Origin of the sequence: Marinobacter sp. ANT_B65 (genome assembly GCF_002407605.1) — a bacterium.
In the GTDB taxonomy this organism is placed as follows: domain Bacteria; phylum Pseudomonadota; class Gammaproteobacteria; order Pseudomonadales; family Oleiphilaceae; genus Marinobacter.
Window position 1 is genome coordinate 744,840 of the sequence record NZ_NXGV01000001.1, and the last position, 25,970, is coordinate 770,809.

The 25,970-nt window shown below is 54.9% G+C and carries 20 protein-coding genes; 7 read left to right on the forward strand and 13 right to left on the reverse strand.

Translation table 11 applies throughout. The features are described 5' to 3' along the window. The first annotated feature begins 106 nt into the window (after nucleotides 1–106). Nucleotides 107–1,510, forward strand: coding sequence for an FAD-binding oxidoreductase (locus CPA50_RS03595; RefSeq protein ID WP_096781089.1), 1,404 nt, complete (start codon nucleotides 107–109; stop codon nucleotides 1,508–1,510). Next, nucleotides 1,510–2,193: an SIR2 family NAD-dependent protein deacylase gene (locus CPA50_RS03600; protein ID WP_096781090.1), complete on the forward strand. Its 684-nt coding sequence runs from the start codon at nucleotides 1,510–1,512 to the stop codon at nucleotides 2,191–2,193. The genes CPA50_RS03595 and CPA50_RS03600 overlap by 1 nt, the downstream gene beginning before the upstream one ends. 6 nt (nucleotides 2,194–2,199) lie before the next feature. On the opposite strand, the gene CPA50_RS03605 is transcribed toward CPA50_RS03600, so the two are convergent. The 5 genes from CPA50_RS03605 to CPA50_RS03625 form a co-directional block, all read right to left on the reverse strand. Then, entirely contained in the window at nucleotides 2,200–3,510 is a 1,311-nt protein-coding gene (locus CPA50_RS03605; RefSeq protein WP_096781091.1) for an ABC1 kinase family protein, read from the reverse strand. 47 nt (nucleotides 3,511–3,557) lie between these two features. Next, a complete protein-coding gene (locus CPA50_RS03610; RefSeq protein WP_096781092.1) occupies nucleotides 3,558–4,220 on the reverse strand; it encodes a fumarylacetoacetate hydrolase family protein in 663 nt (220 codons plus the stop codon). A 55-nt stretch (nucleotides 4,221–4,275) separates the two neighbouring features. Further along, on the reverse strand, nucleotides 4,276–4,818 hold the full coding sequence (locus tag CPA50_RS03615) for an adenine phosphoribosyltransferase (RefSeq protein WP_096781093.1): 543 nt from the start codon (nucleotides 4,816–4,818) through the stop codon (nucleotides 4,276–4,278). Between the two features lie 28 nt (nucleotides 4,819–4,846). Beyond that, the gene (locus tag CPA50_RS03620; protein ID WP_096781094.1) at nucleotides 4,847–6,145 is read right to left on the reverse strand and encodes an NCS2 family permease; all 1,299 of its coding nucleotides are present in this window, start codon (nucleotides 6,143–6,145) and stop codon (nucleotides 4,847–4,849) included. 100 nt (nucleotides 6,146–6,245) lie between these two features. Then, on the reverse strand, nucleotides 6,246–6,866 hold the full coding sequence (locus CPA50_RS03625) for a trimeric intracellular cation channel family protein (protein ID WP_096781095.1): 621 nt from the start codon (nucleotides 6,864–6,866) through the stop codon (nucleotides 6,246–6,248). A 225-nt stretch (nucleotides 6,867–7,091) separates the two neighbouring features. Here CPA50_RS03625 and CPA50_RS03630 point away from each other — a divergent pair, with 225 nt between their 5' ends. Beyond that, nucleotides 7,092–8,072 carry an NADPH:quinone oxidoreductase family protein gene (locus CPA50_RS03630; protein WP_096781096.1) on the forward strand — a complete coding sequence of 327 codons (981 nt, stop codon included), beginning with the start codon at nucleotides 7,092–7,094 and terminating at the stop codon, nucleotides 8,070–8,072. Nucleotides 8,073–8,079: 7 nt separating this feature from the next. Here CPA50_RS03630 and CPA50_RS03635 read toward each other — a convergent pair whose 3' ends face one another. The 8 genes from CPA50_RS03635 to CPA50_RS03670 all read right to left on the reverse strand — a co-directional run bounded on the left by CPA50_RS03635 (nucleotide 8,080) and on the right by CPA50_RS03670 (nucleotide 19,820). After that, entirely contained in the window at nucleotides 8,080–9,903 is a 1,824-nt protein-coding gene (locus CPA50_RS03635; protein ID WP_096781097.1) for a long-chain-acyl-CoA synthetase, read from the reverse strand. A gap of 56 nt (nucleotides 9,904–9,959) precedes the next feature. Beyond that, a complete protein-coding gene (locus CPA50_RS03640) occupies nucleotides 9,960–10,787 on the reverse strand; it encodes an SDR family oxidoreductase (RefSeq protein ID WP_096781098.1) in 828 nt (275 codons plus the stop codon). Further along, nucleotides 10,784–12,754 (reverse strand): acetyl/propionyl/methylcrotonyl-CoA carboxylase subunit alpha, encoded by a 1,971-nt coding sequence (locus CPA50_RS03645; RefSeq protein WP_096781099.1) that lies wholly within the window; start codon nucleotides 12,752–12,754, stop codon nucleotides 10,784–10,786. The genes CPA50_RS03640 and CPA50_RS03645 overlap by 4 nt, the downstream gene beginning before the upstream one ends. A gap of 154 nt (nucleotides 12,755–12,908) precedes the next feature. Next, nucleotides 12,909–13,730, reverse strand: coding sequence for an enoyl-CoA hydratase/isomerase family protein (locus CPA50_RS03650; protein WP_096781100.1), 822 nt, complete (start codon nucleotides 13,728–13,730; stop codon nucleotides 12,909–12,911). 159 nt (nucleotides 13,731–13,889) lie between these two features. After that, entirely contained in the window at nucleotides 13,890–15,044 is a 1,155-nt protein-coding gene (gene atuD, locus CPA50_RS03655; RefSeq protein ID WP_096781101.1) for a citronellyl-CoA dehydrogenase, read from the reverse strand. Between the two features lie 462 nt (nucleotides 15,045–15,506). Continuing rightward, a complete protein-coding gene (locus CPA50_RS03660; RefSeq protein ID WP_096781102.1) occupies nucleotides 15,507–17,123 on the reverse strand; it encodes an acyl-CoA carboxylase subunit beta in 1,617 nt (538 codons plus the stop codon). Nucleotides 17,124–17,133: 10 nt separating this feature from the next. Then, a complete protein-coding gene (locus CPA50_RS03665; RefSeq protein ID WP_096781103.1) occupies nucleotides 17,134–18,000 on the reverse strand; it encodes an SDR family oxidoreductase in 867 nt (288 codons plus the stop codon). Between the two features lie 23 nt (nucleotides 18,001–18,023). Then, nucleotides 18,024–19,820 (reverse strand): acyclic terpene utilization AtuA family protein, encoded by a 1,797-nt coding sequence (locus CPA50_RS03670; protein WP_096781104.1) that lies wholly within the window; start codon nucleotides 19,818–19,820, stop codon nucleotides 18,024–18,026. 119 nt (nucleotides 19,821–19,939) lie between these two features. Between CPA50_RS03670 and CPA50_RS03675 the strand changes: the two genes are divergently transcribed. The 4 genes from CPA50_RS03675 to parE all read left to right on the forward strand — a co-directional run bounded on the left by CPA50_RS03675 (nucleotide 19,940) and on the right by parE (nucleotide 25,888). Further along, entirely contained in the window at nucleotides 19,940–20,593 is a 654-nt protein-coding gene (locus tag CPA50_RS03675) for a TetR/AcrR family transcriptional regulator (protein ID WP_096781105.1), read from the forward strand. 97 nt (nucleotides 20,594–20,690) lie between these two features. Then, on the forward strand, nucleotides 20,691–23,363 hold the full coding sequence (locus CPA50_RS03680; protein WP_096781106.1) for a S8 family serine peptidase: 2,673 nt from the start codon (nucleotides 20,691–20,693) through the stop codon (nucleotides 23,361–23,363). Nucleotides 23,364–23,398: 35 nt separating this feature from the next. Continuing rightward, on the forward strand, nucleotides 23,399–23,878 hold the full coding sequence (locus CPA50_RS03685; RefSeq protein WP_143750722.1) for a protease complex subunit PrcB family protein: 480 nt from the start codon (nucleotides 23,399–23,401) through the stop codon (nucleotides 23,876–23,878). A 114-nt stretch (nucleotides 23,879–23,992) separates the two neighbouring features. Then, the gene (parE, locus tag CPA50_RS03690) at nucleotides 23,993–25,888 is read left to right on the forward strand and encodes a DNA topoisomerase IV subunit B (protein WP_096781108.1); all 1,896 of its coding nucleotides are present in this window, start codon (nucleotides 23,993–23,995) and stop codon (nucleotides 25,886–25,888) included. Nucleotides 25,889–25,970 lie beyond the last annotated feature (82 nt).

The following is a 25,970-nucleotide window of genomic DNA, read 5'->3' on the forward strand; positions in this document are numbered from 1 at the left end:
TACCATAAAAGCAACTTTTCACAGTGTGCCGGTTCGCCTGGATCAACTGAACTGAGAACTTTTTGTCCAGAGCTGCCAGCCTAAACCTGACGAGACTAATGCCTTCATGAAATCTGAACAGATCATTGCTTCCCTCAAAGAGCTGGTTGCCACTGACGCGGCGCCTGGAAAGGTACTGACTGACGCAGCTGATCTCGAAAATTATGGCAAGGACTGGACGCGCATCTATGCCCCCAACCCTTTGGCCATTGTGCTGCCAAAAACTACGGAACAGGTTCAGGCCCTGGTGAAGTTTGCCAATGAGCAGGGGGTGGCTCTGGTTCCTTCCGGAGGCCGCACGGGCCTGAGTGCGGGCGCAGTGGCCGCCAACGGGGAAGTTGTTGTTGCGTTCGATAACATGAATCAGATCCTGGATTTCAGTGCCAGCGACCGGCTGGTTCGTTGCCAGGCGGGCGTGGTAACTGAACAGCTGCAGAATTTTGCCGAAGAGAACCATCTCTATTACCCGGTAGATTTCGCATCTGCCGGCTCCAGTCAGCTTGGCGGGAATCTTTCTACCAATGCTGGCGGCATCAAGGTTATCCGCTACGGCATGAGCCGCGACTGGGTGGCGGGCCTTAAAGTGGTAACCGGAAAAGGGGACATTCTTGATCTGAACAAGGATCTGGAAAAGAACAACACCGGATACGACCTTCGCCATCTGTTCATCGGTGCTGAGGGCACCCTGGGCTTTATAACTGAAGCTACCATGAAGCTTTCTCGCCAACCGGAGAGCCTCACAGTTCTGGTTCTAGGGCTGAACGATCTTTCCAATACCATGGACGTGCTCAAAACCTTCCAGGGCGGCCTCGATCTGACTGCCTACGAGTTCTTTTCACATCAGGCCATGGGGCACGTTCTGGCCCACGGGCAGGTACCGGCGCCGTTCGAAACTGAAGCGCCTTACTATGCGCTGCTGGAGTTTGAAGCCACTTCTGATCAGGTAATGGATAGCGCCATGAGCCTGTTTGAGCAGTGTATGGAAAACGGATGGGTGCTGGATGGTGTCATCAGCCAGAGTGAAACCCAGGCACGGAACCTGTGGCAGCTGCGTGAACGCATCTCGGAATCCATCGCGCCCCGTACGCCTTACAAAAACGATATTTCCGTTGTTGTTTCCAAAGTGCCGGGGTTCCTGCAGGAAATCGATGAGGTAGTAACCCGGCACTATCCGGATTTTGAAATCATCTGGTTTGGCCACATTGGCGATGGCAATCTTCACCTCAATATCCTCAAACCAGAAGATATGGCAAAAGAAGATTTCTTTGAAAAGTGCCAGCAGGTTAACAAGTGGGTATTTGAAATTGTCGAGAGGTATGAAGGCAGCGTCTCTGCTGAACATGGCGTAGGCATGACCAAAAAGCCTTACCTGCAATATACCCGCAGCGAAGCGGAAATCGCTTACCTGAAAGGGATCAAGAAAGTATTTGATCCCAATGGAATCATCAACCCCGGCAAAATATTCGACTGATGCAAAGACACATAGTAGTACTCACCGGCGCTGGTATCAGCGCCGAAAGTGGCCTCTCTACATTTCGCGATAACGGCGGCCTCTGGGAGCAGCACAGTGTGTATGATGTTGCCACCCCCGAAGCCTTTGCCCGCAATCAGGAGCTGGTGCTGCGTTTCTACAACGAGCGCCGGCGCCAGCTTGCCGAAGTCCAGCCCAATCGCGCCCACCGACTGCTGGGTGAACTGGAACAGCACCATCGCGTAACCATCATCACTCAGAACGTAGACGACCTGCATGAGCGTGGGGGTTCCAGCCACGTGATTCACCTCCATGGCGAACTCACCAAAGCCAGAAGCTCGCTGAATCCGGAGCTGGTATACGACATAGGTTACCGGGATATTGAGCTGGGAGAACAGTGCGAACTCGGGCAGCAGCTGCGTCCGCACATTGTCTGGTTTGGCGAAGAAGTCCCTATGCTTGAGGCCGCGGCGGAGCTGGTTCGCACAGCAGATGACCTGCTGATCGTGGGCACGTCGCTACAGGTATACCCTGCAGCGGGCCTGGTTCACGAAGTGGAGAGAGATGTACCGATTACGGTAATCGACCCGGGTGAACCCGCTGGGGTCTCCAGGGCAAGGGTCATCCGGAAAGGAGCCGGTGAAGGCATTGCTGAGTGGGCTGCAAACTACCTGGCCAGATAGGCATTGTCAGTGCGGTTCCGCAAGATACTTGCGAAGCTCCTCACCAAAAGCTGCCTGCACCCCGAGGCGCTTCAGCATCCAGTAATGTCCGGCAATCATCCGGTCAATAAAGATACTCTCAACCGGCGGTTTAAACGAATCCAGGTATTTGAATACCGTGCTTGTTTTGGCGGCTACATGCATGTGAATGCTGGATTCGCCAAAATCATAGGGCTGCTCTGAATCGAAGGGTACAACCAGAATGTCCCGCCACATGGCGTAGTAGGCCTCATCAATGGCCGGCTGACTCCCCACCCGGGCACCAAGATCAATCAGGTAGGCATCCAGCGCCTTGTAATCCTGGGCCAGTGCCGCCGTAACTGCATTGCGGTAGGCTTCAACAATTTCCGGTTTCAGTTTCTTCACGCAGCCGAAATCGTACATCACAATGCTGCCATCCGGGCGATATGCAAAGTTTCCGGCGTGGGGGTCACCATGAATGCACTGAAAACAGAATAACTGGTCCGCCATGGCCTTGAACATGCGCTGGCCGATCATGTTGATCGTCGCCTGGTCATAGCGCTCGGGCGTGACCTCGCTCACGTGGTCACCTTCCTCCAGTTCCAGTGTAAGTACATGGCGGGTTGAGTGGCCGGGAATTACAGAAGGAATAACTATCCAGGGGTCCTTTTTGTGAAACTCCCGGAACAGTTCGATATTACGGGCTTCGTTTTCGTAATCCAGCTCTTCCCTGAGCCGCTCACGGATTTCCGTAAATAACTGGTCAACTGATTCCTTGGGCATTTTCAACAAGCCACCGAGCTTCAGGGCAAGGCGCAATTGTTTCAGGTCTGAATCGCAGGATTCATCTACACCCGGGTACTGGACCTTTACGATTACATCGGTGCCGTCATGCAACCTGGCGCGGTGTACCTGGCCTATTGATGCAGCAGCGTAGGGTGTGTCCTGCAGGTATTCAAACAGCTCACCAACCGGTTTTCCCAGTTCGGTTTCTATCTGCTCAAGAATGATATCGAAGGGCATGGGTGGCGCTTCTTTCTGCAGTTTCTGAAGCGCGTCCGAGAACTCCCGGGGGAGGAAGTCCTGAGTCTGGGAAGCAATCTGGCCAAGCTTCATGGCCGCACCTTTCATTTCACCGAGTGTATCGGTGATGCGGTTGGCCATGCGGGTATAGCTTTCGCTACGGGCACCGTCATCGTTTTCGCTGCTGAACATGCTGCGGGCTTTCTGGCCCGCATACTGCCCAGCTACCGAGGCAGTCATACCCGCAAGCTTGAAGAATCGACCACTGCGTGAGGTAACCGGTTTTTTTGCCATGGCTGACTATACGTGCTCTACAGAAAGAAAGATTGTGTCAGTCCAAGTTAAACCACTTTGGTGGAAACAGACAACAGGTCTTCCAGTTCTAGCGAAAGTGTCTGCCCTGAAGAAAGAGGGCCTACACCCTTTGGAGTGCCTGTGAGTACTACGTCGCCGGGCAGTAGCGTGAAATGGCTGCTTATATGCGTAAGCAATGGAATGATTGGGAAAATCATATCCCGGGTGTCGCCGCTTTGCTGGCGCTGGCCGTTGATATCCATGCTGAAGGTGATGTGATCACCAGGGAAATGGTCTGCAGCCACAAAAGGGGACAAGGGACAGGAGCCATCAAAGGCTTTTGCCAGTTCCCATGGATGCCCCTTTTCTTTCAGTCGGCTTTGCAGATCCCGAAAAGTCAGGTCCAGCGCCAGACCGTAGCCAAGAATGGCATCCCGGGCCTCGCTGGACGATGCGTTGGTGAGGGGTTTGCCGATCAATACCGCCAGTTCAGTTTCAAAATGCGTCTGGCCCTTGTTTGCCTGGAGTTCCAGGGGGCGTGTTACATGGACTGCGGCGGTAGCGGGTTTAATGAACAGCAAAGGTTCTGCCGGTACCGGGTTGTTGAGCTCTTTCGCGTGTTCGGCATAGTTCCTGCCAACGCAGACGATCTTTCCCAGGGGCAGGTGCACGGGTGTGCCGTCTTTCCAGTAGTGCTGGTATTGTTCCATAGGTGACCTTCCAGTGCCGCTTTACATACTCGTGAGGATGTCGGGGCGCAAGCGTCTATTCGCCCTCAAACGAGCATACAGTATAGACCTTGAGGCCTTCTTCCTGCAGTTTGGCTGAGCCTCCAAGATCGGGCAGGTCGATCATGGCGGCTACCTCCACTATGTCAGCACCAATGCGCCGAATCAGTCGGCTGGCGGCCAGCATGGTTCCGCCTGTAGCAATCAGATCGTCGACAAGCACTACCTGGTCGCCGGGCTTGAAGGCATCCTTGTGCAGTTCCACTGATGCGGTGCCGTATTCGAGTTCGTAGTCTTCCACCAGCGTATCGAACGGCAACTTGCCTTTCTTGCGCACAAGAACCAGCGAGGCATTAAGTTCATAGGCCAGCGCTGAGCCAATGATGAAGCCCCGGGCATCCACCGCGGCCACAGCATCAATCTTCTGGCCGTGGTAGCGATGAACGAACGCATCAATCAGCTTCCGGAAGGCAGTCTTGTCCTGCAGAACCGTGGTGATATCACGGAAGGCAACACCGGGCTTGGGCCAGTCAGGCACGGTGCGAATGGCTTGTTTGATGCTTTGGGAAAAGTAATCCATAAAATCAGGCCCTCAGTCCGGGCGCAGCTCAGGCTGCGTCCAGAAAGATGAATTTCAGGATGAATACGACAGAAATTACCACAACGCTCGGGCTGAGCTCAGACCAGCGTCCACTCAGAGCCTTGATGACAGCGTAAGTAACGAAACCCATTGCGATGCCATTGGCGATAGAAAAAGTCAGTGGCATCATCAGAGCGGTAACAACCGCAGGAGCGGCTTCCGTAATATCGTCCCAGTCTATCAGCTTCAGGCCGCTGGCCATCAGTACTGCAACATACAACAGTGCGGGAGCAGTGGCATACGGCGGAATAATACTGGCAATGGGGGATAACAGCAGGCAGGCAAGGAACAGAACAGCTACAACGACGGCGGTCAGGCCGGTGCGGCCGCCGGCAGAGATACCTGCGGTCGATTCTATATAGCTGGTTGTTGTTGAGGTGCCGAGTGCAGCGCCTGACATGGTGGCAACGGAATCAGACATCAGTGCCCGGCCCAGGCGTGGAAGTTTGCCGTCTTCATCCAGCAACCCACCACGGTGGGCGGCGCCAATGAGGGTGCCGGAAGTGTCGAACAAATCGACAAACAGGAATGCGAACACAATACTGATCATGCCGACGTTCAGTGCGCCAGCAATGTCCATTTGCATGAACGTGGGCGCAAGGCTTGGGGGCGCTGCGAAGAAGCCCTTGTACTCAACCATTCCCAGCATCATGGCGATCACGGTTATCGCAATAATACCGATCATCACAGCGCCGGTTATGCGCCGGAATGAGAGTGCACAAATTAGTACAAACCCTCCAAAGAACAAGAGGCTTTCTGCGGATTTCAGGTTGCCCAGACCTACCAGTGTGGCAGGGTGATCTATTACGATGCCGGCATTTTTAAGGGCGATCAAAGCGAGAAAGAAGCCAATGCCCGCGGAAATGCCGAAGCGTAGCGACATGGGAATACTGTTAATTATCCATTCGCGAACCTTGAAAATACTCAGCAAGAGGAAGATAAAGCCAGAAAGGAATACCGCCCCCAGGGCTACTTCCCAGCTATAGCCCAGACTGCCCACCACGGTGAAAGAAAAGAAGGCATTGAGCCCCATGCCCGGAGCCAGGGCGATAGGGTAGTTTGCCCATAGCCCCATGATCAGGGAGCCAATAGCTGCTGCCAGACAGGTGGCGACAAACACCGCACCGAAGTCCATGCCAGTCGAGGACAGAATGTCCGGGTTGACGACAATAATATACGCCATGGTCAGGAAGGTAGTGATACCCGCAACCAGCTCTTTACGCACATTGGTGCCGTGGGCCTGAAGTTTGAACAGTCGTTCGAGCATGAGGGGAGTCTGCCTCTAGGGATGTCAGAGTGTAGGGTGAAAAAACGGTAATCTTACTGGCTGGGGAGCCTGAGGCCAAGAGATGATTGGCGTCTCCCCATTATCGGCTCTGTGCCGGGTCACGTTGCAAGCGAATATCGAAACGTACCGCAGCCATTCGCACAATAACGATAAATAACAGGCCAATCGTCAACGACAGGGTTTCGCTTTGCAATGTCCATTGGCACAGGAAATAAAGCCAGCAGCCAGCGAAGGAAATGGATGCGTAGATCTGGTCCTTGCGAAAAATGAAGGGCACCTCGTTACAGAGGGTATCGCGAAGGGCTCCACCGAATGTACCTGTCATAACCCCGAGTAGTGATGCGATAAACCACGAGTGACCCAGATCGAGGGCCAGTTGTGCTCCCAGTATGGAGAAAGTGCCAAGCCCGATGGCATCCGGAAATACAATCCAGGACTCGCGAATACGTTCAGAGCGCTTCCAGTAACTGAATACAATCGCCATAGCGAGAATCAGAATGGGCTGTTCTTCGTGTTTTATCCAGTAAACCGGATGGTTGTCCATGATGAGGTCGCGCAGGGTTCCGCCGCCCAGAGCGGTAATAAATGCGATGGTGAAAACACCGACCGGATCCATATTCTTGGAGCGCGCAACCACCATGCCTGATATGGCGAAGGCAACAATTCCAATCATTTCAAGCGAGTAGATGACGTCGAGCATAATTGAACCCTGAAGGAAAGGCGGATGGCTGCTGAGTGGCTCGGATCAGGAGCGGGAAGAATAGCGGAAAATGACGCCCGATTCATCTCCGGAAACCTGCCCGTAATAATCCGGGTATAAGCATTATTTATAAACCCCGATAAAGGTTCTTTATTTGCTTCGTGGGTTGAGTCTGTTTAGCTTGACGGAACTCAAGAACAACAGAACTTATCAAAAGGAGCCCTAATGAAAGCGATCCTCTGTAAAGAATATGGCACTGCGGAAACACTCGTCATAGAGAACGTGCCCAGCCCGGAGGCCAAAGAATATGGCGTTAAAGTCCGGGTAAAAGCAGCGGGTCTGAACTTTCCTGACACACTGATTATTGAAGGCAAGTATCAGCTCAAGCCGCCCATGCCCTTTTCGCCAGGTGGCGAAATGGCCGGTGAAGTCATTGCAGTGGGTGACAAGGTTACACGTTTCAAGGTCGGTGACCGGGTTGCGGGTCTTACGGGCTATGGTTCATTTGCCGAGGAAGTGATTGTCCCGGAACAAAACCTGCTGCCAGTGCCTGACGGCATGAGTGATGAGAAGGCGGCGGCGTTCACGATGGTATATGGCACCTCCTATCATGCCCTCAAACAGCGGGCTAACATCAAACCTGGAGAGAGTCTTCTGGTTCTGGGAGCCAGCGGTGGCGTAGGGCTGGCAACGGTCGAGTTGGGTAAGGCTATGGGCGCTCGCGTTATAGCCGCAGCCAGCTCTGCTGAGAAACTGGCTGTGGCCAAAGCAGCCGGTGCAGATGAGCTGATCAATTACTCCGAGGAACCTTTGAAGGATGCGGTAAAGCGTCTGACAGATAATAAGGGTGTGGATGTAATTTATGATCCTGTGGGTGGTGATTTTACAGAGCAGGCATTGCGGGCTATGGCCTGGAATGGCCGCCATCTGATCGTTGGCTTTGCTGCAGGTGATATTCCCAAGATTCCGGCAAACCTCACGTTGCTGAAAGGCTGCGCTGTTGTTGGTGTGTTCTGGGGTAGCTTTACCCGGAAAGAACCCGAAGCAAGTGCCCAGAATATGATGGAACTGATGAAGCTCTATAGCGAGGGTAAAATTGACCCGGTAATCAGTGAGGTTTTTGAGTTTGAGGATTACGCAAAAGCCCTCGGCGCTCTGACTGAACGCCGTGCTACAGGCAAGGTGGTGCTTAAAGTCGGGTCCTGAGTTGATGCTAAAAACGAACCGATCCTGAATCAATATCCGAAACCAGCTGCGGGGTAAGTTGTACATACCCCGCAGTTTCAGGTAGCCAGGCAAACACTTCCTCGCCGGGGCGATCAAGGCAGTAGCCGGCTTTCTGGATATCTACCTTACGGTATTTGAATGTCCCCGTTTTCTCGATGGAGTGAGTAATTCTCACAAACACCGGAACCGCATAGGCTGGAAGGTTGTCGCGTAAGAACATCTGCAGCTTGTTGATATCGAAAGCACTGCCTTTAGGGACCAGTGTAACCATGCCTGCTTTGCCGTTGGTGTCCGGAATCTCTACGCCGTAGACGATGGCCTCTTCCACCATTCCTGAACCGTCGATGATATTCTCCACTTCGGTGGTTGAAACGTTCTCACCTTTCCAGCGGAAAGTGTCTCCCATCCGATCCACAAACTGCAGGTGACGGCATCCTATGTCTTTCAGGACATCACCTGTGTTGAACCAGGCGTCTCCTTTTTTGAATGCGTTGCGCAGGATGGATTTCTCCGTAGCCTCTTTCTGTGTGTAGCCCTCAAAAGACCACTTTTCCGTGATTTCTCCGATGAGCAGGCCCGGATCGCCCTTTGCCACTTCCTGCATGAAGCCTTTTTCATCACGGATCGGGTCGCGGGTGCCGTCGTGAAATTTCACCAGCTTGTAGGGGGCGGTAGACAAGCCGACGGTATTGTCCTGATTGAAGAAGTTGCTGAAACCGATATTGCCTTCGCTGGAGGCATAGAGCTCCGCAATGGTTTCAATGCCGAACCGATCTTTGAATTCTTTCCAGATAGATGGCCTCAAACCATTTCCAAGCATTTTTGTCAGGCGGTGGTTGCGATCCTGATCGCCTGGCGGCTGGTTCAGCAGATAGCGGCAGAGTTCGCCTATATAGCCAAAGACAGTTGCATCGTAGCGGCGCACGTCGTCCCAGAAGGCGCTCGCAGAGAATTTCCGGCGCAGGGCAAAGGCCGAGCCTCCAGCCAGTACTGCTCCCCAACAAACCACAAGGCCTGTGCCGTGATAAAGGGGCAGTGTGCAGTAGAAAACGTCTTCCGGTTTCATGGATAAAGACATGAGGCCAAAGCCTCCGTAGGCCTTCAGGAACTTGTTGTGTGAGCCAGGAGCAGCTTTTGGAAGCCCGGTTGTCCCGGAGGTGAACAGGTAGATTGCCGTATCTCCTGTTCTTGGTGGGTCAATCAGATTCAGGTTGTCGCTGTTAAATGTGCTGACCTGCCGGGCCATATTGGTGTAGCCCGGGGGCGCATCTCCGAAGGCATTGAGGGTATTGGTGTCGGCGAGGAACAGGAAAGGTGACGGATGGTCGAGCTGCAGGCTTTCTTTTATGTCATCAAACGCAGACACCAGTTCCTCACCGATCACGACCAGTTTTGGTTTGACCAGACTGGCGCTATGTTCCAATACCTTGCCTTTCTGGGATGTATTCAGCATGGCGCAGGCAACGCCTATCTTGGCTGCACCCGCAACCACCGCCAGAACTTCCGGGCGATTTTCCAGGAACACGGCGATGGAATCGCCTTTTTTCAGGCCCAGAGCCTGAAAACAGCCTGCAATACGGTTGCTCCAGGCGTTGAAGTCACCCCAGGTAATGCTGCGATCTTCAAAAAGAATCGCAGGTCTGTTTCCATATTTTTCAGCGTTTTTTTCGATCAGGGTTCCGAGGGTAAGGATTTTGCGTGCACCCTTGACTGAATAGTAGTAATAGCCCCTGGCGATAGCGGGGAACCGTTTGAGTATCCCCGGCAGGCTGCGTGCGATATCCATTGCGGTAACAGTGGGCTGACTCATAATCTTTCCTTGTTTTTATAGTTGATTCAGAGCCCCGGAATAACCTCGCTTTGAGGCTAGTCCAGGTAGAGGTCAGGCAGCAGAGCTGCGTCGCCGGCTTTGTATCTGTAACTTTCAAAGTCGGTTACCCCGTCCTGACGAAGCAGATCTTCGTCTATCAGGTTCTGGCCGGTCATTTCTTCCACGGACCGGTTCAGGATGCTTACCGTCGCATCAGCCATGATGTCGGGCGAGCGGCCCTTAGCCATCAGTTGCTCACCGCCTGCTTCATGCAGTATTGCAGCAGTGGATATCAGGGTTTTCGGCCACAAGGTGTTAACTGCTATGCCGTAACGACGGAACTCCTGAGCCATACCGATACTGATCATGGTCATGGCGTATTTTGTGGACGTGTAGGGGCCAAAGTGTGCAAACCATTTAGGATCAAGATTCAGTGGTGGAGACATGCTGAGGATGTGGCCCCGGCCTGATTTTTTCAGCCAGGGCAGGGCAGCCTGACTGCAGGCGAGCACTGCCCGTGCATTCACCTGGTGCAGCAGATCGAAACGGCTGACCTTTAGCTTTTCCACTCCGCTCAGGCGTATGGCCCCGGCGTTATTGATAAGCGCGTCAATACCACCAAAATGTGCGGCCGCCTCGTCGATGCGTTGTTTAATCCGGGCTTCATCCCGCACATCCAGTACCAGTGGCAATGCTTGGCCGCCCGCTTCGCGAACTTCCTCTGCTACGGTGTGAATGGTTCCTGGCAGTTTTGGATGGGGTGTGTCCGATTTTGCAGCAATGACAACATTTGCTCCCTGGCGGGCGCAGGCCAGAGCAATTGCACGGCCGATACCCCGGCTGGCGCCAGTAATGAATACGGTTTGCCTGTTCAGGGGGTTCATTTATTGCTCTCCTGTCCGGATACTTCGCCGTTGGTGATTTCCACCAGTAATTGGTCACGTTTCACCTGGTCTCCTTTTCGGGTCAGAACCCGGGTAACCACGCCCCCACAGTCGGCTTTTACTGGATGTTCCATTTTCATGGCTTCCAGAATCACGAGGATTTCACCCTGGCTAACTGTCTGGCCAGGCTCGATCAGCACATCGATAATGGAGCCGTCCATCGAGGCCTGGATATGTCCGCTGCCAGTTCCATTGGCAACTGCGGCGGGTTGATGCGTAAGGTCTTTGACTTGCCAGGATTCTCCGAACGCCTGTAAATACAGGGAGTCCCCTTTGCGGTGATATTGGCAGCGCTGACGTACGCCGTTGTCGACAGTGCATAAGGTGCCGTTGTGAATACTGGTGATTGCGAGCTCATGATGTTCGTCGCCCAGCTTGCATGAAAGCCTATTGCCCATACGCCTTACCAATAACTCGACGATTTCATTCCCGGTGTCGAGCTTCATGGGCGTGGTGGTGGCTGGTGCGTTGCTCCAGGATTCCTCGCCGCTAGTGCCGTGGATCAGTATGCAGGCTGCGAGGGCCAATTGGCGGATCTCTGGTTTTGTTGGCTGCAACGACGGGTCCTGGTTGAATGTCGTCTGCAGGAAGGCTGTGGTTGCTTCACCAGCACCAAAGCTGTTGTCTGCAATAATACGGCTGAGGAAGTACCTGTTGGTGGTTACACCAAAGACGGTGGTGTCTTCCAGTGCCCTGATCAGGCGCCGGCGGGCCTGATCCCGGGTTTCCCCCCAGGCGATCACCTTTGCAAGCATGGGATCGTAGTGAGGCGTAACCGTATCGCCAGAGCGGATGCCTGTATCAAAGCGCAGACCTTCGCCTTCAGCAGGTTCAAATACGTGCACCGGGCCGGTTTGCGGAGTGAAGCCGCTGGAGGGATCTTCGGCGTAAAGCCGGACTTCGATGGCGTGGCCATTCAGCTCAATGTCGCTCTGGGCCAGAGGCAGTATCAGGCCTTCAGCAACGCTCAGTTGCCAGGCGACCAGATCCTGCCCGGTAATCAGTTCGGTTACCGGGTGCTCTACCTGCAGGCGTGTGTTCATTTCGAGGAAGTAGAAGTTACGTTCTTTGTCGACGAGGAATTCGACGGTGCCAGCACCTTCGTAGTTGCAGGCGAGGGCAGCTTTAACGGCAGCTTTGCCCATGGCAGCCCGGAGCTCGGGGGTCACGAAAGGGGAAGGAGCTTCTTCCACGACTTTCTGGTGGCGGCGCTGCACTGAGCAGTCTCTTTCGCCGAGGTACACGGCGTTGCCGTGGCTATCAGCAAAGACCTGTATTTCCACGTGGCGAGGTTCGATAACGGCTTTTTCGAGGATCAGTTCGTCGTCGCCGAAGGCTTGTCTGGACTCGGATCTGGCGCGTTTGATGTTACCGGCCAGTTCTGATTCTTTCTCGACCAGACGCATGCCTCGGCCACCGCCGCCGGCGGAGGCTTTGATCATCAGAGGGTAGCCAATGTCTGCTGCAGCGGAGATGAGTTCATCATCACTGGCGTTGTCGCCTTCATATCCGGGAACGACGGGGACTCCGGCTTTGTGCATGGCGATCTTTGAACGGCGCTTGCTGCCCATGAGCTCAATGGCGCTGGCTGGCGGCCCTACGAATACGATGCCGGCTTCTTTGCAGGCATTTGAGAAACTAGCGTTTTCGGAGAGGAAGCCGTAGCCGGGGTGGATGCAGTCTGCGCCGGTTTTACGGGCGGCATCGAGTATGGCGTCGGCGTTCAGGTAGGAAGCGGCTACTTGTGCCGGGCCTATGCAAACAGCTTCATCTGCCAGCTCTGTGTGCATGGCGTTGGCGTCAGCCTCGGAGTATACGGCGACTGTGCGGTATCCGAGGGCTTTGGCGGTACGAATAACGCGGACTGCGATTTCTCCGCGGTTCGCTATTAGTAACTTTTTTAGCATTGTGCTGGTCTCTTGTTCTGTGTGAGGCCGCGAGTGAGGAGGGACAGACGTCTCCAGAAAACCGCTACGAGCACATCCATGTGCGCTTGTTTCCGGTCATCCTTGGCCTCCAACATTTTCTGGAGACGTCTGTCCCTCCCCACTCGCTCCACAATCAATTGTTCTCATCTGCCCAGGCTGGCGGACGCTTCTGCATGAATGCCATGGTGCCTTCAGCTCCTTCGCTGCCTCGAACGGCGGCTGTGAACATTTCGGCTGCGCTGTCGAGTAACCCGCCCATGGATTCGTGTCCGACCCGGTGGAGCAGGGCTTTGGTTTTTGCCGTGGCATTTGGCGCGCAGTGGCGGATGCGTTCCAGTGCATGTGCCAGCATGTCGTTCAACTCTGTATCGGATGCTGCTGCTTGGTGAACGATGCCCAGCGCACAGGCTTCTTCCGCTCCAATTCTTAACCCGAGCAACGCTAGTCGTCGGGCCTGGGTCAGGCCTATGCGTTCAACTACAAACGGAGCGATCTGGGCCGGGATGATGCCTAAGGAGGTTTCTGGCATGGCGAATCTGGCAGTGGGGCCCGCAATAGCGACATCGGATACACAGGCCAGGCCAAATCCGCCGCCCATTACTGCACCTTCGGTGACGGCGATGACGACCTTGGAGGATTCGTTCACTTGCTGAATCATCGCCCCAAAGGCGCGATTCAGAACGTAGAAGGGGTCAGCTTCGCCTTCGCCGGTTTTCTGGTTGCGCGCGCCAGCCATGTCTTTGATGTCACCGCCTGCACAGAAGTGGCCGCCAGAGCCCCGGATTACCACGGCGCGTATGCTGGTATCAGATTCCACTTCGGTAAAGATCCTGGATAACTCCGCCACCATTTGCAGACTCATCGCGTTCCGGGTGTCTGGCCGGTTGATGGTGATGTGCAGGGCTGACCCCTGTTTTTCCAGTACCAGTGTTTTGCAGTGAGGCAAGGTTTCCATCGATAGACTCCACGAACATTATTTGGGGCCGGTAGTGCGATTGAACTCTTCAGAACCGTTGAGGGCCAGGGATCGCCCGATCGAGCCCTACAAGGACGTACTCGCGGGCGTGTCCTGAAGAGTTCAATCGCATTACCGGCTTGGCATCTAAGTTCAGCTTTAGCGCTTGCTTGGCAAGGTTCCCATCATTTTGCAGATGATCCCCAGCATGATTTCGTCGGCACCGCCGCCGATGGATACCAGGCGAACATCGCGGAATGCACGGGATGCGGGGTTGTCCCACATGAAGCCGTTGCCTCCCCAGTACTGCAGGCAGCTATCAGTAACCTCACGGCCCAGACGCCCCGCCTTCAGCTTGGCCATTGAAGCGAGCTTGGTGACTTCCTTGCCTTCGATGTGCAGTTCGCAGGCCTGATAGGTGAGGGCGCGCAGAGCCTCTACTTCAGTCTGCAGTTCGGCCAGACGGAAGTGGATCACCTGATTATCAATCAGTGGCGTACCGAAGGTTTTCCGCTCCCGGCAGTATTCGATCGTCTGGTTGATGCAGTTTTCCAGCGCTTTGATAACATTTGCGGCGCCCCATAACCGTTCTTCCTGGAACTGCAGCATCTGCATCATGAAACCCATGCCCTCAGCGCCAATGCGATTGCGCTGAGGAACCCGAACGTCGTCGAAGAAAATCTGGGCGGTTTCGGAGGAGCGCATGCCGAGCTTGTTCAGGTGCGGGCTCATGGTTATGCCCGGGGAGTTCATGGGAACCACGATCAATGATTTGTTTTTATGTGGCTTGTCGTCACTGGTGTTGGCCAGCAGGCAGATAAAATCGGCCTTTGGGCTGTTGGTGATCCACATTTTTGAGCCGTTGATAACATAGTCATCGCCGTCTTTCTTTGCGGTGGTTTTCAAGCCTGCCACGTCGGAACCTGCGCCGACTTCACTCACGCCAATGCAACCCACCATGTCACCGGCGATGGCCGGAGCCAGGAAGGTACGCTTGAGTTCGTCTGAGCCGAAGCGGGATATGGCCGGGGTACACATATCGGTTTGTACACCAATCGCCAGAGGTACGCCGCCGCAGTTGGCCATGCCCAGTTCTTCAGCTGCTACAAGGTTGTAGCTGTAGTCCAGCCCCATACCGCCGTACTCTTCCGGCTTCTGAATTCCCAGCAGGCCGAGGTCACCCATTTTTTTGAATATGTCATGAATAGGGAATTCACCGGCCTCTTCCCATTCGTCGCAATATGGGTTGATTTCTTTCTGCACGAAATCGCGAACGGTGTTTCTCAGGGCTTCGTGTTCGGCTGTGAATTTCACTTTTCTTGTACTCCTCAGGTCGTTCGTGCCTGGTTGGTCTGGTGCACGTTTTTTAGCTTGGGTGGCAGGTGTGTGGGGCCAGTTTCAGAAAACCGCTACGAGCACTTCCATGTGCGCTTGTTTCGGGCCATCCATGGCCCTCTACATTTTCTGAAACTGGCCCCACACACCTGCCCATGCCTGCAAATATGTTGCTACTTGCTGAATTTTTCTTTTTTGCAATGAGCCAGCTTTCTCCTAACTAACCTGTGCCTTTTGCCTGTGTCTGAAAGAGTGTTGCATGGTGGCTTTCCGAGTTGTGCTGAACCGTTTGGGGGGAGCTGTCCAAAAATGTTGGAGGCCATGGACGGCCGGAAACAAGCGCACATGGAAGTGCTCGTAGCGGTTTTTGGACAGCTCCCCCCAAATGGTTCCGCCTCCCAAACTTGGCAGCCATGAAACACAACTCTCCAGAAGCCTGAATCAAAGTCGAGCCACGCCAAATGTATTAGGCCGCAACTGACGGATCTCGGCTTCGCGGCACACGTCCAGAACCAGGGCGACTACGCGCCGTGTATCCCTTGGGTCGATCAGACCGTCGTCCCAGAGCCGTGCTGTACCGAACAGGGCTGTGGATCCATCTTCCAGCTTCCTCGTGGTGGCTTGCTCCAGAAAATCCAGGGTTTTCGGGTCAGGCTCTATGCCGTTGCGGCGCTGTTTGTCTTCCGCCACTATGCGCATTACCTTGCCAGCCTGCGCCGGGCCCATCACAGCGGTTCGGCTGTTGGGCCAGGCGAAGATGAAACGAGGATCCAGGCCGCGGCCACACATGGCGTAGTTGCCTGCGCCATAGGATCCGCCGATTACGATTGCGACCTTGGGGACCCGGCAGTTAGCGACCGCCTGAATCATTTTCGATCCATGTTTTATGATGCCGTTCTGCTCTGAGTGCGTACCCACCATAAAACCGGTTGTGTTGTGCAGGAACAGCAGCGGCGTGCCGGCCTGATCGCAGAGCTGAATAAACTGGGCCGCTTTTGCACTGCCGGCCGGGGTAATCGGCCCGTTGTTGCCGATAATCCCGACAGCGTGCCCTTCAATGCGGATGGTGCCGCATACGGTGTGATTGTCGAATTCGTTCTTGAAGTCCATGAACCTGGATCCGTCAGCAATTCGTGCCAGGATCTCCCGAACGTCATAGGGTTTTTTTGAATCGGATGGAATGACTCCCAGGAGCTCTTCTGCCGGATAAAGGGGCTCATCCCATTTCATCTCACGCCTCAGAGGGAGCTGTTCATTCCAGGGCAGGGCTTCAAGAATGTTCCTGGCCATGCGGATGCCGTCAGCGTCGTCTTCGGCCAGATATTCGGCGGTGCCGGCAACCTGGGCGTGCATTTCTGCGCCGCCGAGTTCTTCGTCATCGGCTATTTCGCCAGTCGCTGCTTTCAATAGCGGCGGGCCAGCCAGAAACATTTTTGCCTGGCCACGGATAGCGATCACATAGTCAGACAAGCCCGGCTGATAGGCACCACCAGCAGTAGCGTTGCCGTGCACAACGGTAATCTGGGGCAGGCCTGCTGCAGACATCCGGGCCTGGTTGGCAAAGCTCCGCGCGCCCTGCACGAAGATATCTGTGGCGTAGTTCAGGTTGGCGCCGCCGCTTTCTGACAGGGAAACAACCGGTAGTTTGTTTTCTCTGGCGATCTGTTGCAGGCGCAGGGTTTTATCCAGGCCAGCGGGCGTGATGGTACCGCCTTTGATGGCGCTGTTGCTGGCGACCACCAGGCAGCGTATGCCGCTGATGGTTCCAATGCCGGCGATGATGTTGCCACCGGCCATGCTGCCGTCTTTGTCGTCATGCATTTTGTAGCCGGCCAGAGAGCACAGCTCCAGGAACGGAGTGCCTCTGTCCAGCAGGCGGTTGACGCGATCCCGGGGCAGGAGCTTTCCCCGTCTGGTGAACTTTTCACGTGCGGCTTCAGCCAGGTCCAGAACCTTTTGCTCCACGTCGCGGAACATCTGGATATGGCAGTTCATGGCCTCGGCATTGCCGCAGAACTCGTCGGATTGTGGATTAACGCTGGTTTCCAGTGTTTGCATAAAGCGTTCCTCAATCTTCGCTGAGAACTTTGGGAGTTACTGCACGGTGAAAGCCATTAAAGGGCGTGTTGTTCCTGGCTTTGGGCAGAGGCCACACCCGGGTACCCTGTGAGGCGGCACCATCAATACGCAGGCAGTCACCGCTGATAAACGCAGCCCCGGGGCTCAGGAGAAAGCAGATAGCTGCACTGATTTCAGATTCCGTCCCCATGCGTTTGACAGGAACGTTGTCGGCGAGACCGCGAATCCACTGCTTCATGTGTTCCGGGTAGCTGTCCATGCCGCTGGACGCAATCCAGCCGGGAGCAACCGCATTAACGCGAACGCCGGATGCACCCCATTCCACTGCAGCGGTCTGGGTGAAGTTCACCATGCCGGCTCTTGCTGCTCCTGAGTGCCCCATGCCCGGCATTCCGCCCCACATGTCCGCCACTATGTTCACTATGGCGCCACCGGTTTTAACCAGAGCCTGAGTGTAGGCTTCTCTCGCCATCAGAAATCCGCCGGTCAGGTTGGTACGCACCACGGTTTCCCAGCCTTTCTGATTGATGCCGGCAAGGGGTGAGGGGAACTGACCGCCTGCGTTATTAACCACGCCGTTCAGCCCTCCATGCTCTTCGATGACCGCTTTCACCGTGGCTTTCACTGCCTCTTCTTCACGGATGTCGCACACATGAGCCGAGGCAATGCCGCCGTCTTCAAGAATTTCTGCTTTTACTGCTTCAACCTTCTCGGACTTGCGACCAACAAGCGCAACTCTTGCCCCAAGGGAGGCGAGTTCGTGGGCAGTGCAACGGCCGATACCGGAACCACCACCGGTCACGATAAATATCTGGCCCCTGAACAGGTCGGGGTGGAATACGGATTGATAGCTCATAGTTTAAAAACCTTATTCAATATTCAGGCACGAACCAGTCCGGAAGGCACTGGTACCGGAAATTCAAGTAATTGCTGGGCAAACGCTTTGCCTTGCGGATCAATTCGCAGGCTGGCAATACCGCCGCCGCCCAGGCTATGTTCCAGGAGAAAATTGAATGCATGGAGTCCGGGCATCGGCCAGCGAGTGACTTTTCCGGTTTCCGGATTCAGTGTATGGGCCATCCATTCGGCAACAGCATCCCCGGTCAGCGCTGCTTCGATAAACGGAACAAATTCCGGCTTGCGTGCAATAACACCAATGTTGCTGTGATCACCTTTGTCGCCGCTACGGGCCCAGGCCAGATCGACCAGGCGTACAGTGGTATCTGTCGCCGGCGCCGGTTTGCCAGCAGGCTGTTCTGTGATTTTTCCGGGCTGGAATCCACCGTCAGAATTTATGTAGACGGGCGTCACCCTGTCATTCAGGTTAACCGACACAGCCACTTCGCTCTTGGGCACCAGGCAGGAGTAGAGCCGGATTTTAGGCCACACCGCTGGCCGCCCCCCCACAATTCCGGTAAGACCTGGTGCCATGCCCGTTGCTGCCTGTGCAATTTCCCGGGAGAACAGTACGAGCGCGCCCTTATTGCTGTGAGCCGTAGCAATCTTGACGACTACTTCCCGGGTGCTCTGGCCTCGGCTCTGCTTGCCATAGGTGGTTTCGGTACCCAGGAGTTCGATACTGGTCTCGGTGTAGTCGGGCAGGCCTCGCTCCCGGAACAGTCGTGATGTTTTGGTCAGAATTGCTTCAGCCACGGCCCGGGCTTTTTTCGGGGCATCAATGCCTGCGAGCAGGAAGGTTGCGGTGCACTTGAAACCGTCTGGCCAGGTGCCGGATACTTTGTAGCTGCCGGTTGGAGGAAGACCACGAGCACCGCGTACGGTTACACGGTTTGTTCCGCTTTCTTCCAGATCAACACCGGTAAAGTCGCAGGTGACATCGGGCAACAGATAAGCGCGTGGGTCGCCTATTTCATAGACCAGCTGTTCGGCCACGGTGCCCCGGCTCACCAGGCCTCCGGTTCCTTCTGGCTTAGTGATGACGAAATCACCGTCTGCACTGACCTCTGCAATCGGGAACCCCATATCAGCGAAGCCTTCGGCAACGTCTTCCCAGTCTGTAAAGTTGCCGCCCGTTACCTGCGCGCCGCACTCCAGAAGGTGACCCGCCAGGCTGCCCTGAGCCAGCTTGTCGTAATCTGCCCAGTCCCAGCCAAATTCGTGAACCAGCGGGGCGAGTATCAGTGCGCTGTCTACGATCCGGCCGGTAAGGACAATGTCGGCTCCCTGTTTCAATGCCTCCACCAGGCCCGGTGCGCCAAGGTAGGCGTTCAGGCTTACCATCATGGCCGGCATAGGCGCGCCAGTGGTCAATTCGGTTGTTCCGGCTTCGCTCAGAGCCTGCTTTTTTGGCAGCAGGTTGTCACCCAACACCAACGCAATGTTCATCTTTACACCGGCTTTTTCGCACAAAGATTGCAGGGCGTCTCGGCAGGCTACCGGGTTGACTCCGCCGGCATTCGCCAGCACGCGGATGCCTTTTGCTTTGATATCTCCAAGCAAAGGCCCCATAACCGTTTCCACAAAGTCCCGGGCGTAGCCCTGGCCTGGATCCTTCATCTTTTGGCCAGCCATGATCGACATGGTGACTTCGGCCAGGTAGTCGGCAACCAGATAATCAATGTTGCCTTTGTGAACCAGTTGCGCTGCCGCAGTTTCGGTATCGCCCCAGAATGCGGAGGAACAACCGATGCGAATGGATTTCCGGGGGTCAGGCATGGTTTTGAATCCTGTTGCTGTGTTGGTCAGAGTCCCATGCTCGGGGATCAATGGTTGATCTGTGCATCAGACAATACCAAGCAAGCGCTTGGTGTGTAAACATTTAAATATCAGGTAGAATGCCCATTCTTTTAAAGCCGGTGGATGCTCCCGTGAATCAAGATGAAATTGTTCAGTCGCTTATTGCTGATAACCTGGTTTCTGATCCGGACAGTGCCCGTGGCCGGCTGCTCCGTGAAGCCGCGCGCCTGTTCCGTGATAAGGGTTATGAGCGAACAACCGTCAGGGATCTGGCAGCTGCTGTAGGCATTCAGTCGGGAAGTCTTTTTCATCATTTCCGTACCAAAGAAGAGATTCTGAAAGCGGTCATGGTTGAAACCATCAGGCTGAACACTGCAGTTATGCAGGCAGCTATGGATGCCGCTGATTCCAGCCGTGAGAAGTTAAGGGCACTGGTAAGTGCAGAACTGGAGTCCATAAACGGCCAGACTGGAGAAGCTATGGCCGTTCTGGTGTACGAGTGGCGAAGTCTCTCTGAAACGTCCCAGGCTGAAGTGCTAAAGCTTCGTGATATCTATGAAGCTTTGTGGCTCGATGTGCTTGGCAGCCTGAAAGAGGAAGACGCTCTTTTGGCAGACCCGTTTGTGGTCCGCCGCATGCTGACAGGTGCGCTGAGCTGGACGGTCACCTGGTACCGGCCGGAGCGTGGTGGCCTGACTCTGGACGGGCTGACCGATCAGGTGGTTGCGATGCTGGGGCTTGGCCAGTCGTAATCTGAAATCTGGCCTCTTGCTTGTGCGATTTGTAATATCCCCTCCAAACCGTGTGTCGTACACTGGCTTCTGTTCAATATCAAAGAGGCCAGTAGGGATGCCCGCCAATTCACAAGCAGCAACTTTTTTCAGGCCGGTCATTCTGGCGGGGCTGATGATTGCGCTGTCAGGCTGCAGTAGCGGCTCTGACAACAGTGCGCCGACAACTGACTCAACCGCACTCGCTGGCATCATCGACATCGAAGCAGGAACACGGGTCGATGCAGATAATGCCGCCACTCTGGCATTGAGTAGTTCTCCCTTGCTCAGTCCGCAGCTTCTGCCTCAGGAGTTCATTCTGGCGGGGTATGTCAGCGCGGGCTCCGGGAGCTACCCCGGTTTGGACGGGTTCAATTATCTGGCCGATCCTGTCGATGCCTTTTCGATGTCTCTGCGCAAAGGGCAGAATATCTATCTCCAGCCATTTTCTACAAGTGCGGGTCAGTCTGCGCTGAATCTGTCGTTGCTGAGTGGCACCCGTGTTATTGAAACTGTTTCCACCAGTAGCCTGCCGGTTCGGGTTGCGTTGCCAGAGACTGAAGTTGCGGGCAGTTATACAGTGCAGGTTGAGGCAGCTGGCGCTGCTCCGGTGCTCTATATCCTTTCTTCATCAGTTGCCGACAGTGTCCGGGTGACGGGGTTTGAGTGGCCGGATTATGACTTTGTTGAGTCAGAGGCAATTGTCGAGTTCAAGCGAGATACGGATCAGGTTTCAATGCAGTCAGCGACATTGCAGGCTGCCATGGAACCGAAAGAGGAGCTGGCTCCGGGAGTCTGGCTGGTGAAGGCTCCGGTCCAGACCGCGCAAAGCCGGACCGCACAACCCAAAGAAGCGACTCTGGAGTGGGTCCGGACACTGAATAAACGCGCGGACGTTGTGTCTGCCGTGCCCAATTATAAAATGCGGGCCATGCAAACCCCTCTGGATGAACCACTCTACAACAGTCCGTCAGTCGGGCAGCAATGGCATTATGAACTGCTTAATGCACCTGTTGCATGGCAGATCACTGGTAATGGTGGGGCCGGCGTCACTCTGGCGGTGATGGATACGGGGTTATTTGGTACTCCAGGAAGCTGGCACAGTGATCTGGATGCAAATGTCGTTAGTCCTCTGCCTGCTGGCACAGACTTTGTGTCGGCAGAATTTGATAATGATGGCGTGCCAGGCCCGGACAGCAACCCTTCCGACCCCGGGAATGCGTTTGGTAGCAGCATTTTTCATGGTACGCATGTAGCAGGAACTATTGCTGCTGTGGTGAACGGTGCGGGTGGGGCTGGTGTTGCATACGAGTCGGCGTTGCTTCCCGTTCGTGTTCTGGGGGAGGGGGGTACTGGCTCGTCTGCGGATTTGCTGGCGGCTCTGCGCTGGGTCGTGGGTCCGCCGGAAGGTGAGCCGTTGGCAGAAATCGTCAATCTCAGCCTCGGAGGGCTGCCCTTTTTACAGCCGTTGCAGGATGTCATCAGTTATGGCGCTGACCGGGGCGTTATCTTCGTTGCAGCAGCGGGTAACTCGGCCTCTACGCTTGCTTCATACCCTGCAGCATTCGATAAGGTTTTTGCTGTTAGTGCGGTGGATGGCGCAGGGGAACTGTCATCCTACTCGAATTACGGAAGCTGGATAGATCTGGCAGCTCCAGGAGGGGATGCCAGTCGTGATGGCAATGCAGATGGCCGGAGCGACCTGGTCAGCAGCACCAGTGCGGCCCTGATTAACGGCATGGTTGAGGAAACCTATATTGGTTTACAGGGAACATCTATGGCGGCTCCCCATGTATCGGCGGTTTTTGCTCTGATGAAGAGTCTTGATTCTGAACTGGGCTATGACGAACTCAATGACATGCTGATGGCTGGGAAGCTGACTTGTGGCAGCACGGTATGCCCGAAGACAGATGAACTGGGGTGGGGGCTTCTGGATGCTGGCAAGTCAGCCTTGGCTGCTTCAATGACCAGTGTATCGGATTTTTTAACGGCATCTCCCTCCATTGTGAACCTTTCAACTGAAGGGGATTTGTCCGCGACTGTTGGCCTGAGTATTTATGGCAGTGAGTCGGGCGGCATCACCATTGAGTCCGTAACTGTTGGCGCTTCATGGCTTCGGCTGGATTCCGCGCCGGCCAGTGAGGAGGTTGGAACGGATTTCGCCATTCGGGTAACTCTGTTGCCTGAAGCTCTGGAGGCTGGCGTTTCAGAGCGGACGATGATTACTGTTGAGTACAGAAGTGATGAATCCCGTCGGCTTGAGATCCCCGTTGTAGGCCAGCGGGTGACTGATCAGCAGGTTCGTGATGCAGGCAGGCATTTTATACTCCTGGTCGACCCGGAGCCCGACGGCGATGTTTATTCAACGGTTGCCCAGGTCAGTGCTCTGGCTGAGAACGGGCAGTACAGGTTTTCATTTATGCTCGATGATGGTGAGGAGCCAAGGCTTCTGAACGAAGTGTCGCCGGGTAGTTATATCCTGGTTGCAGGGTCTGATCTGGATAATGACGGGCTGATCTGTCATGCAGGTGAGGCCTGTGCGGAATACCCTGTAGCCGGCCTCCGGGAGGAAATTACGATCAGGGAAGGGGAGCCCGTTACAGGTGTCCGGATGACGACAAGTTACTCCCGGCCAGCCATATCTGCTGCTACACCTGACGTTTTGCCCCGTCCCGGATTCCGGGGGTATAGCCTGATAGATCCGCAGTCAGACAGTGTGACTGCCCCCAGAACAGTCGGAGTAACGCGTTGATTACAGTATGCAGAAAGATATTCGAAGGCTTGCCTGTGGCTGCTCTGTCGGCCGTGTATGCCTTATTGGTTGGCTGCGCATATTCAGATGCAGTGCAGGATAAGCCTGATGCGCCATGGGCTCGTCAGGTTACCCAGTCTGCCCATTGTGGGCTGACTGGCCCCGGGGTGGCCTACGTCCAGACATCAGAACGGTTACAGCAGTTACTGGAGCTGCCTGCCCAGAATATGGCAGTTCAGCAACTGCGGCAGGTAGACCTGGCCAAAGAGCACCTGCTGTTCGTCACTCTGGGCGAAAAACCGACGGGTGGTTACAGTGTCAGTCTGGCTTCCTCTTCGATCGAAAATCCAGGCAATATCTTACGGCTTGCCATGGCTGTGCGAGAGCCGGCGCCGGAAACAATGGTTTCTCAAGTCATCACCTCTCCCTGTGTGGTGCTTGCCGTTCCGGTGGCGGCATGGCCTGAAATCCGGGTGTCGGGTATTCGTGACCGGGATCTTGTTGTTAAGCTTTAAGTTCCCGGCCATTCACTGGATCTCTATACAAACAGCAAACAGCCGTTGATCTTTGCCGGCGAATCCCTAAGCTATGGGGACGAATTTTTCTTCCTTCGGAGTCACTTCCTGTCTATGAGCCAGCAACAATATAACGCCGACGCCATTGAAGTACTTAGCGGTCTGGATCCGGTGCGTAAACGCCCCGGTATGTACACCGACACCAGTCGCCCGAACCATCTGGCCCAGGAAGTGATCGACAACAGTGTGGATGAGGCTCTCGCAGGCCATGCACGGCGTATTGATGTGGTGCTTTACGCTGATGGATCTCTGAGTGTTGAAGATGATGGCCGGGGTATGCCAGTTGATCTCCATAAAGAAGAAGGGCTGCCCGGGGTTGAGCTGATTCTGACCCGGCTGCACGCGGGCGGAAAATTCTCACAGGGTAACTATAATTTTTCTGGTGGCCTGCATGGGGTAGGCGTTTCTGTAGTGAACGCGCTTTCTACTCATCTGGAAGTGACAATCAGACGAGACGGCCAGCTCCATCGCATGACGTTTGCAAATGGAGACAAGGCTACCGAGCTGGAAGTTATCGACACCGTCGGGAAGCGCAACACCGGCACCCGCATCAAGTTTACTCCGGATATCAAATACTTCGATAGCCCTAACTTTTCCGTCAGCCGCCTGCGGCACAATCTGCGGGCCAAGGCTGTGCTCTGTCCCGGGCTGGCCGTGACATTTGTGCAGGAAAAAACCGGTGAGAAGGATGAGTGGCTCTATGAAGATGGCTTGAAGGACTATCTCCGCACTGAGCTGGCCGACATTGAGGCCATTCCTCTGGAACCGTTTACCGGCAGCTTTTCCGGCAACAAAGAGGCTGTTGACTGGGCAATCCAGTGGCTTCCGGAAGGCGGCGAGACGGTTATGGAGAGCTACGTTAACCTGATTCCCACTGCCCAGGGCGGCACCCATGTGAACGGTTTGCGAACCGGGCTGCTTGAAGCTATGCGTGAGTTTTGTGAATTCCGCAGTCTGCTGCCAAGGGGCGTAAAGCTGTCCCCGGAAGATGTATGGGAAAGGGCGGCCTACGTTCTTTCGTTCAAGATGCAGGAGCCGCAGTTTTCAGGGCAGACTAAAGAGCGGTTGTCCTCGCGGGAGGCTGCCGGGTTTATTTCGGGAGTGGTCAAGGATGCGTTCAGCTTATGGCTGAACCAGCATACCGATGTGGCTGAGGTGCTGGCGGAACTGTTCATCAGCAATGCTCAGCGCAGGCTCAAGGCAGGCAAGAAAGTAGCGCGCAAAAGAGTAACCTCCGGCCCTGCCTTGCCCGGTAAGCTTGCAGATTGTTCCGGTGGTGATACCGCCCGGTCCGAGCTGTTTCTGGTAGAAGGTGACTCGGCGGGCGGTTCAGCAAAACAAGCGCGTGATCGCGAATTTCAGGCGGTAATGCCGTTGCGCGGGAAGATTCTGAACACCTGGGAAGTGGACTCCGGTGAGATTCTCGCCTCTCAGGAAATTCACGATATCGCGGTTGCTATCGGTGTTGATCCCAACTCGGACAAGCTCGGAGACCTGCGCTACAACAAAATCTGTATTCTTGCTGATGCAGACTCAGATGGCCTGCACATTGCTACGCTGCTGTGCGCATTGTTTCTTAAGCACTTTCGCCCGGTTGTTGCGGCCGGTCATGTGTTTGTTGCCATGCCTCCCTTGTATCGGGTGGATGTCGGCAAGGAAACTTTTTATGCCCTCGACGAACATGAAAAGCAGGGTATTCTCGCGCGCATAGAAGCGGAAAAGCGTAAGGGAAAAATTTCCGTGACCCGCTTCAAGGGCCTGGGTGAAATGAACCCGCTTCAACTTCGGGAAACTACCATGGCGCCGGATACCCGTCGGCTGGTCATGCTGACTATTGAGGATGGAGACGATACCGATAGCCGGATGGACATGCTTCTTGGCAAGAAGCGCGCGTCTGACCGGAGAGCCTGGCTTGAAGCCTATGGCAATATGGCCGACGTCGCTGTTTGATGGCCTGGAGACGTTCCGGCTTTCTGTTATTCCTGTTTTGCCTATAAAAAGAATTCGTTATTCTTTTTAATTATTCGTGAAG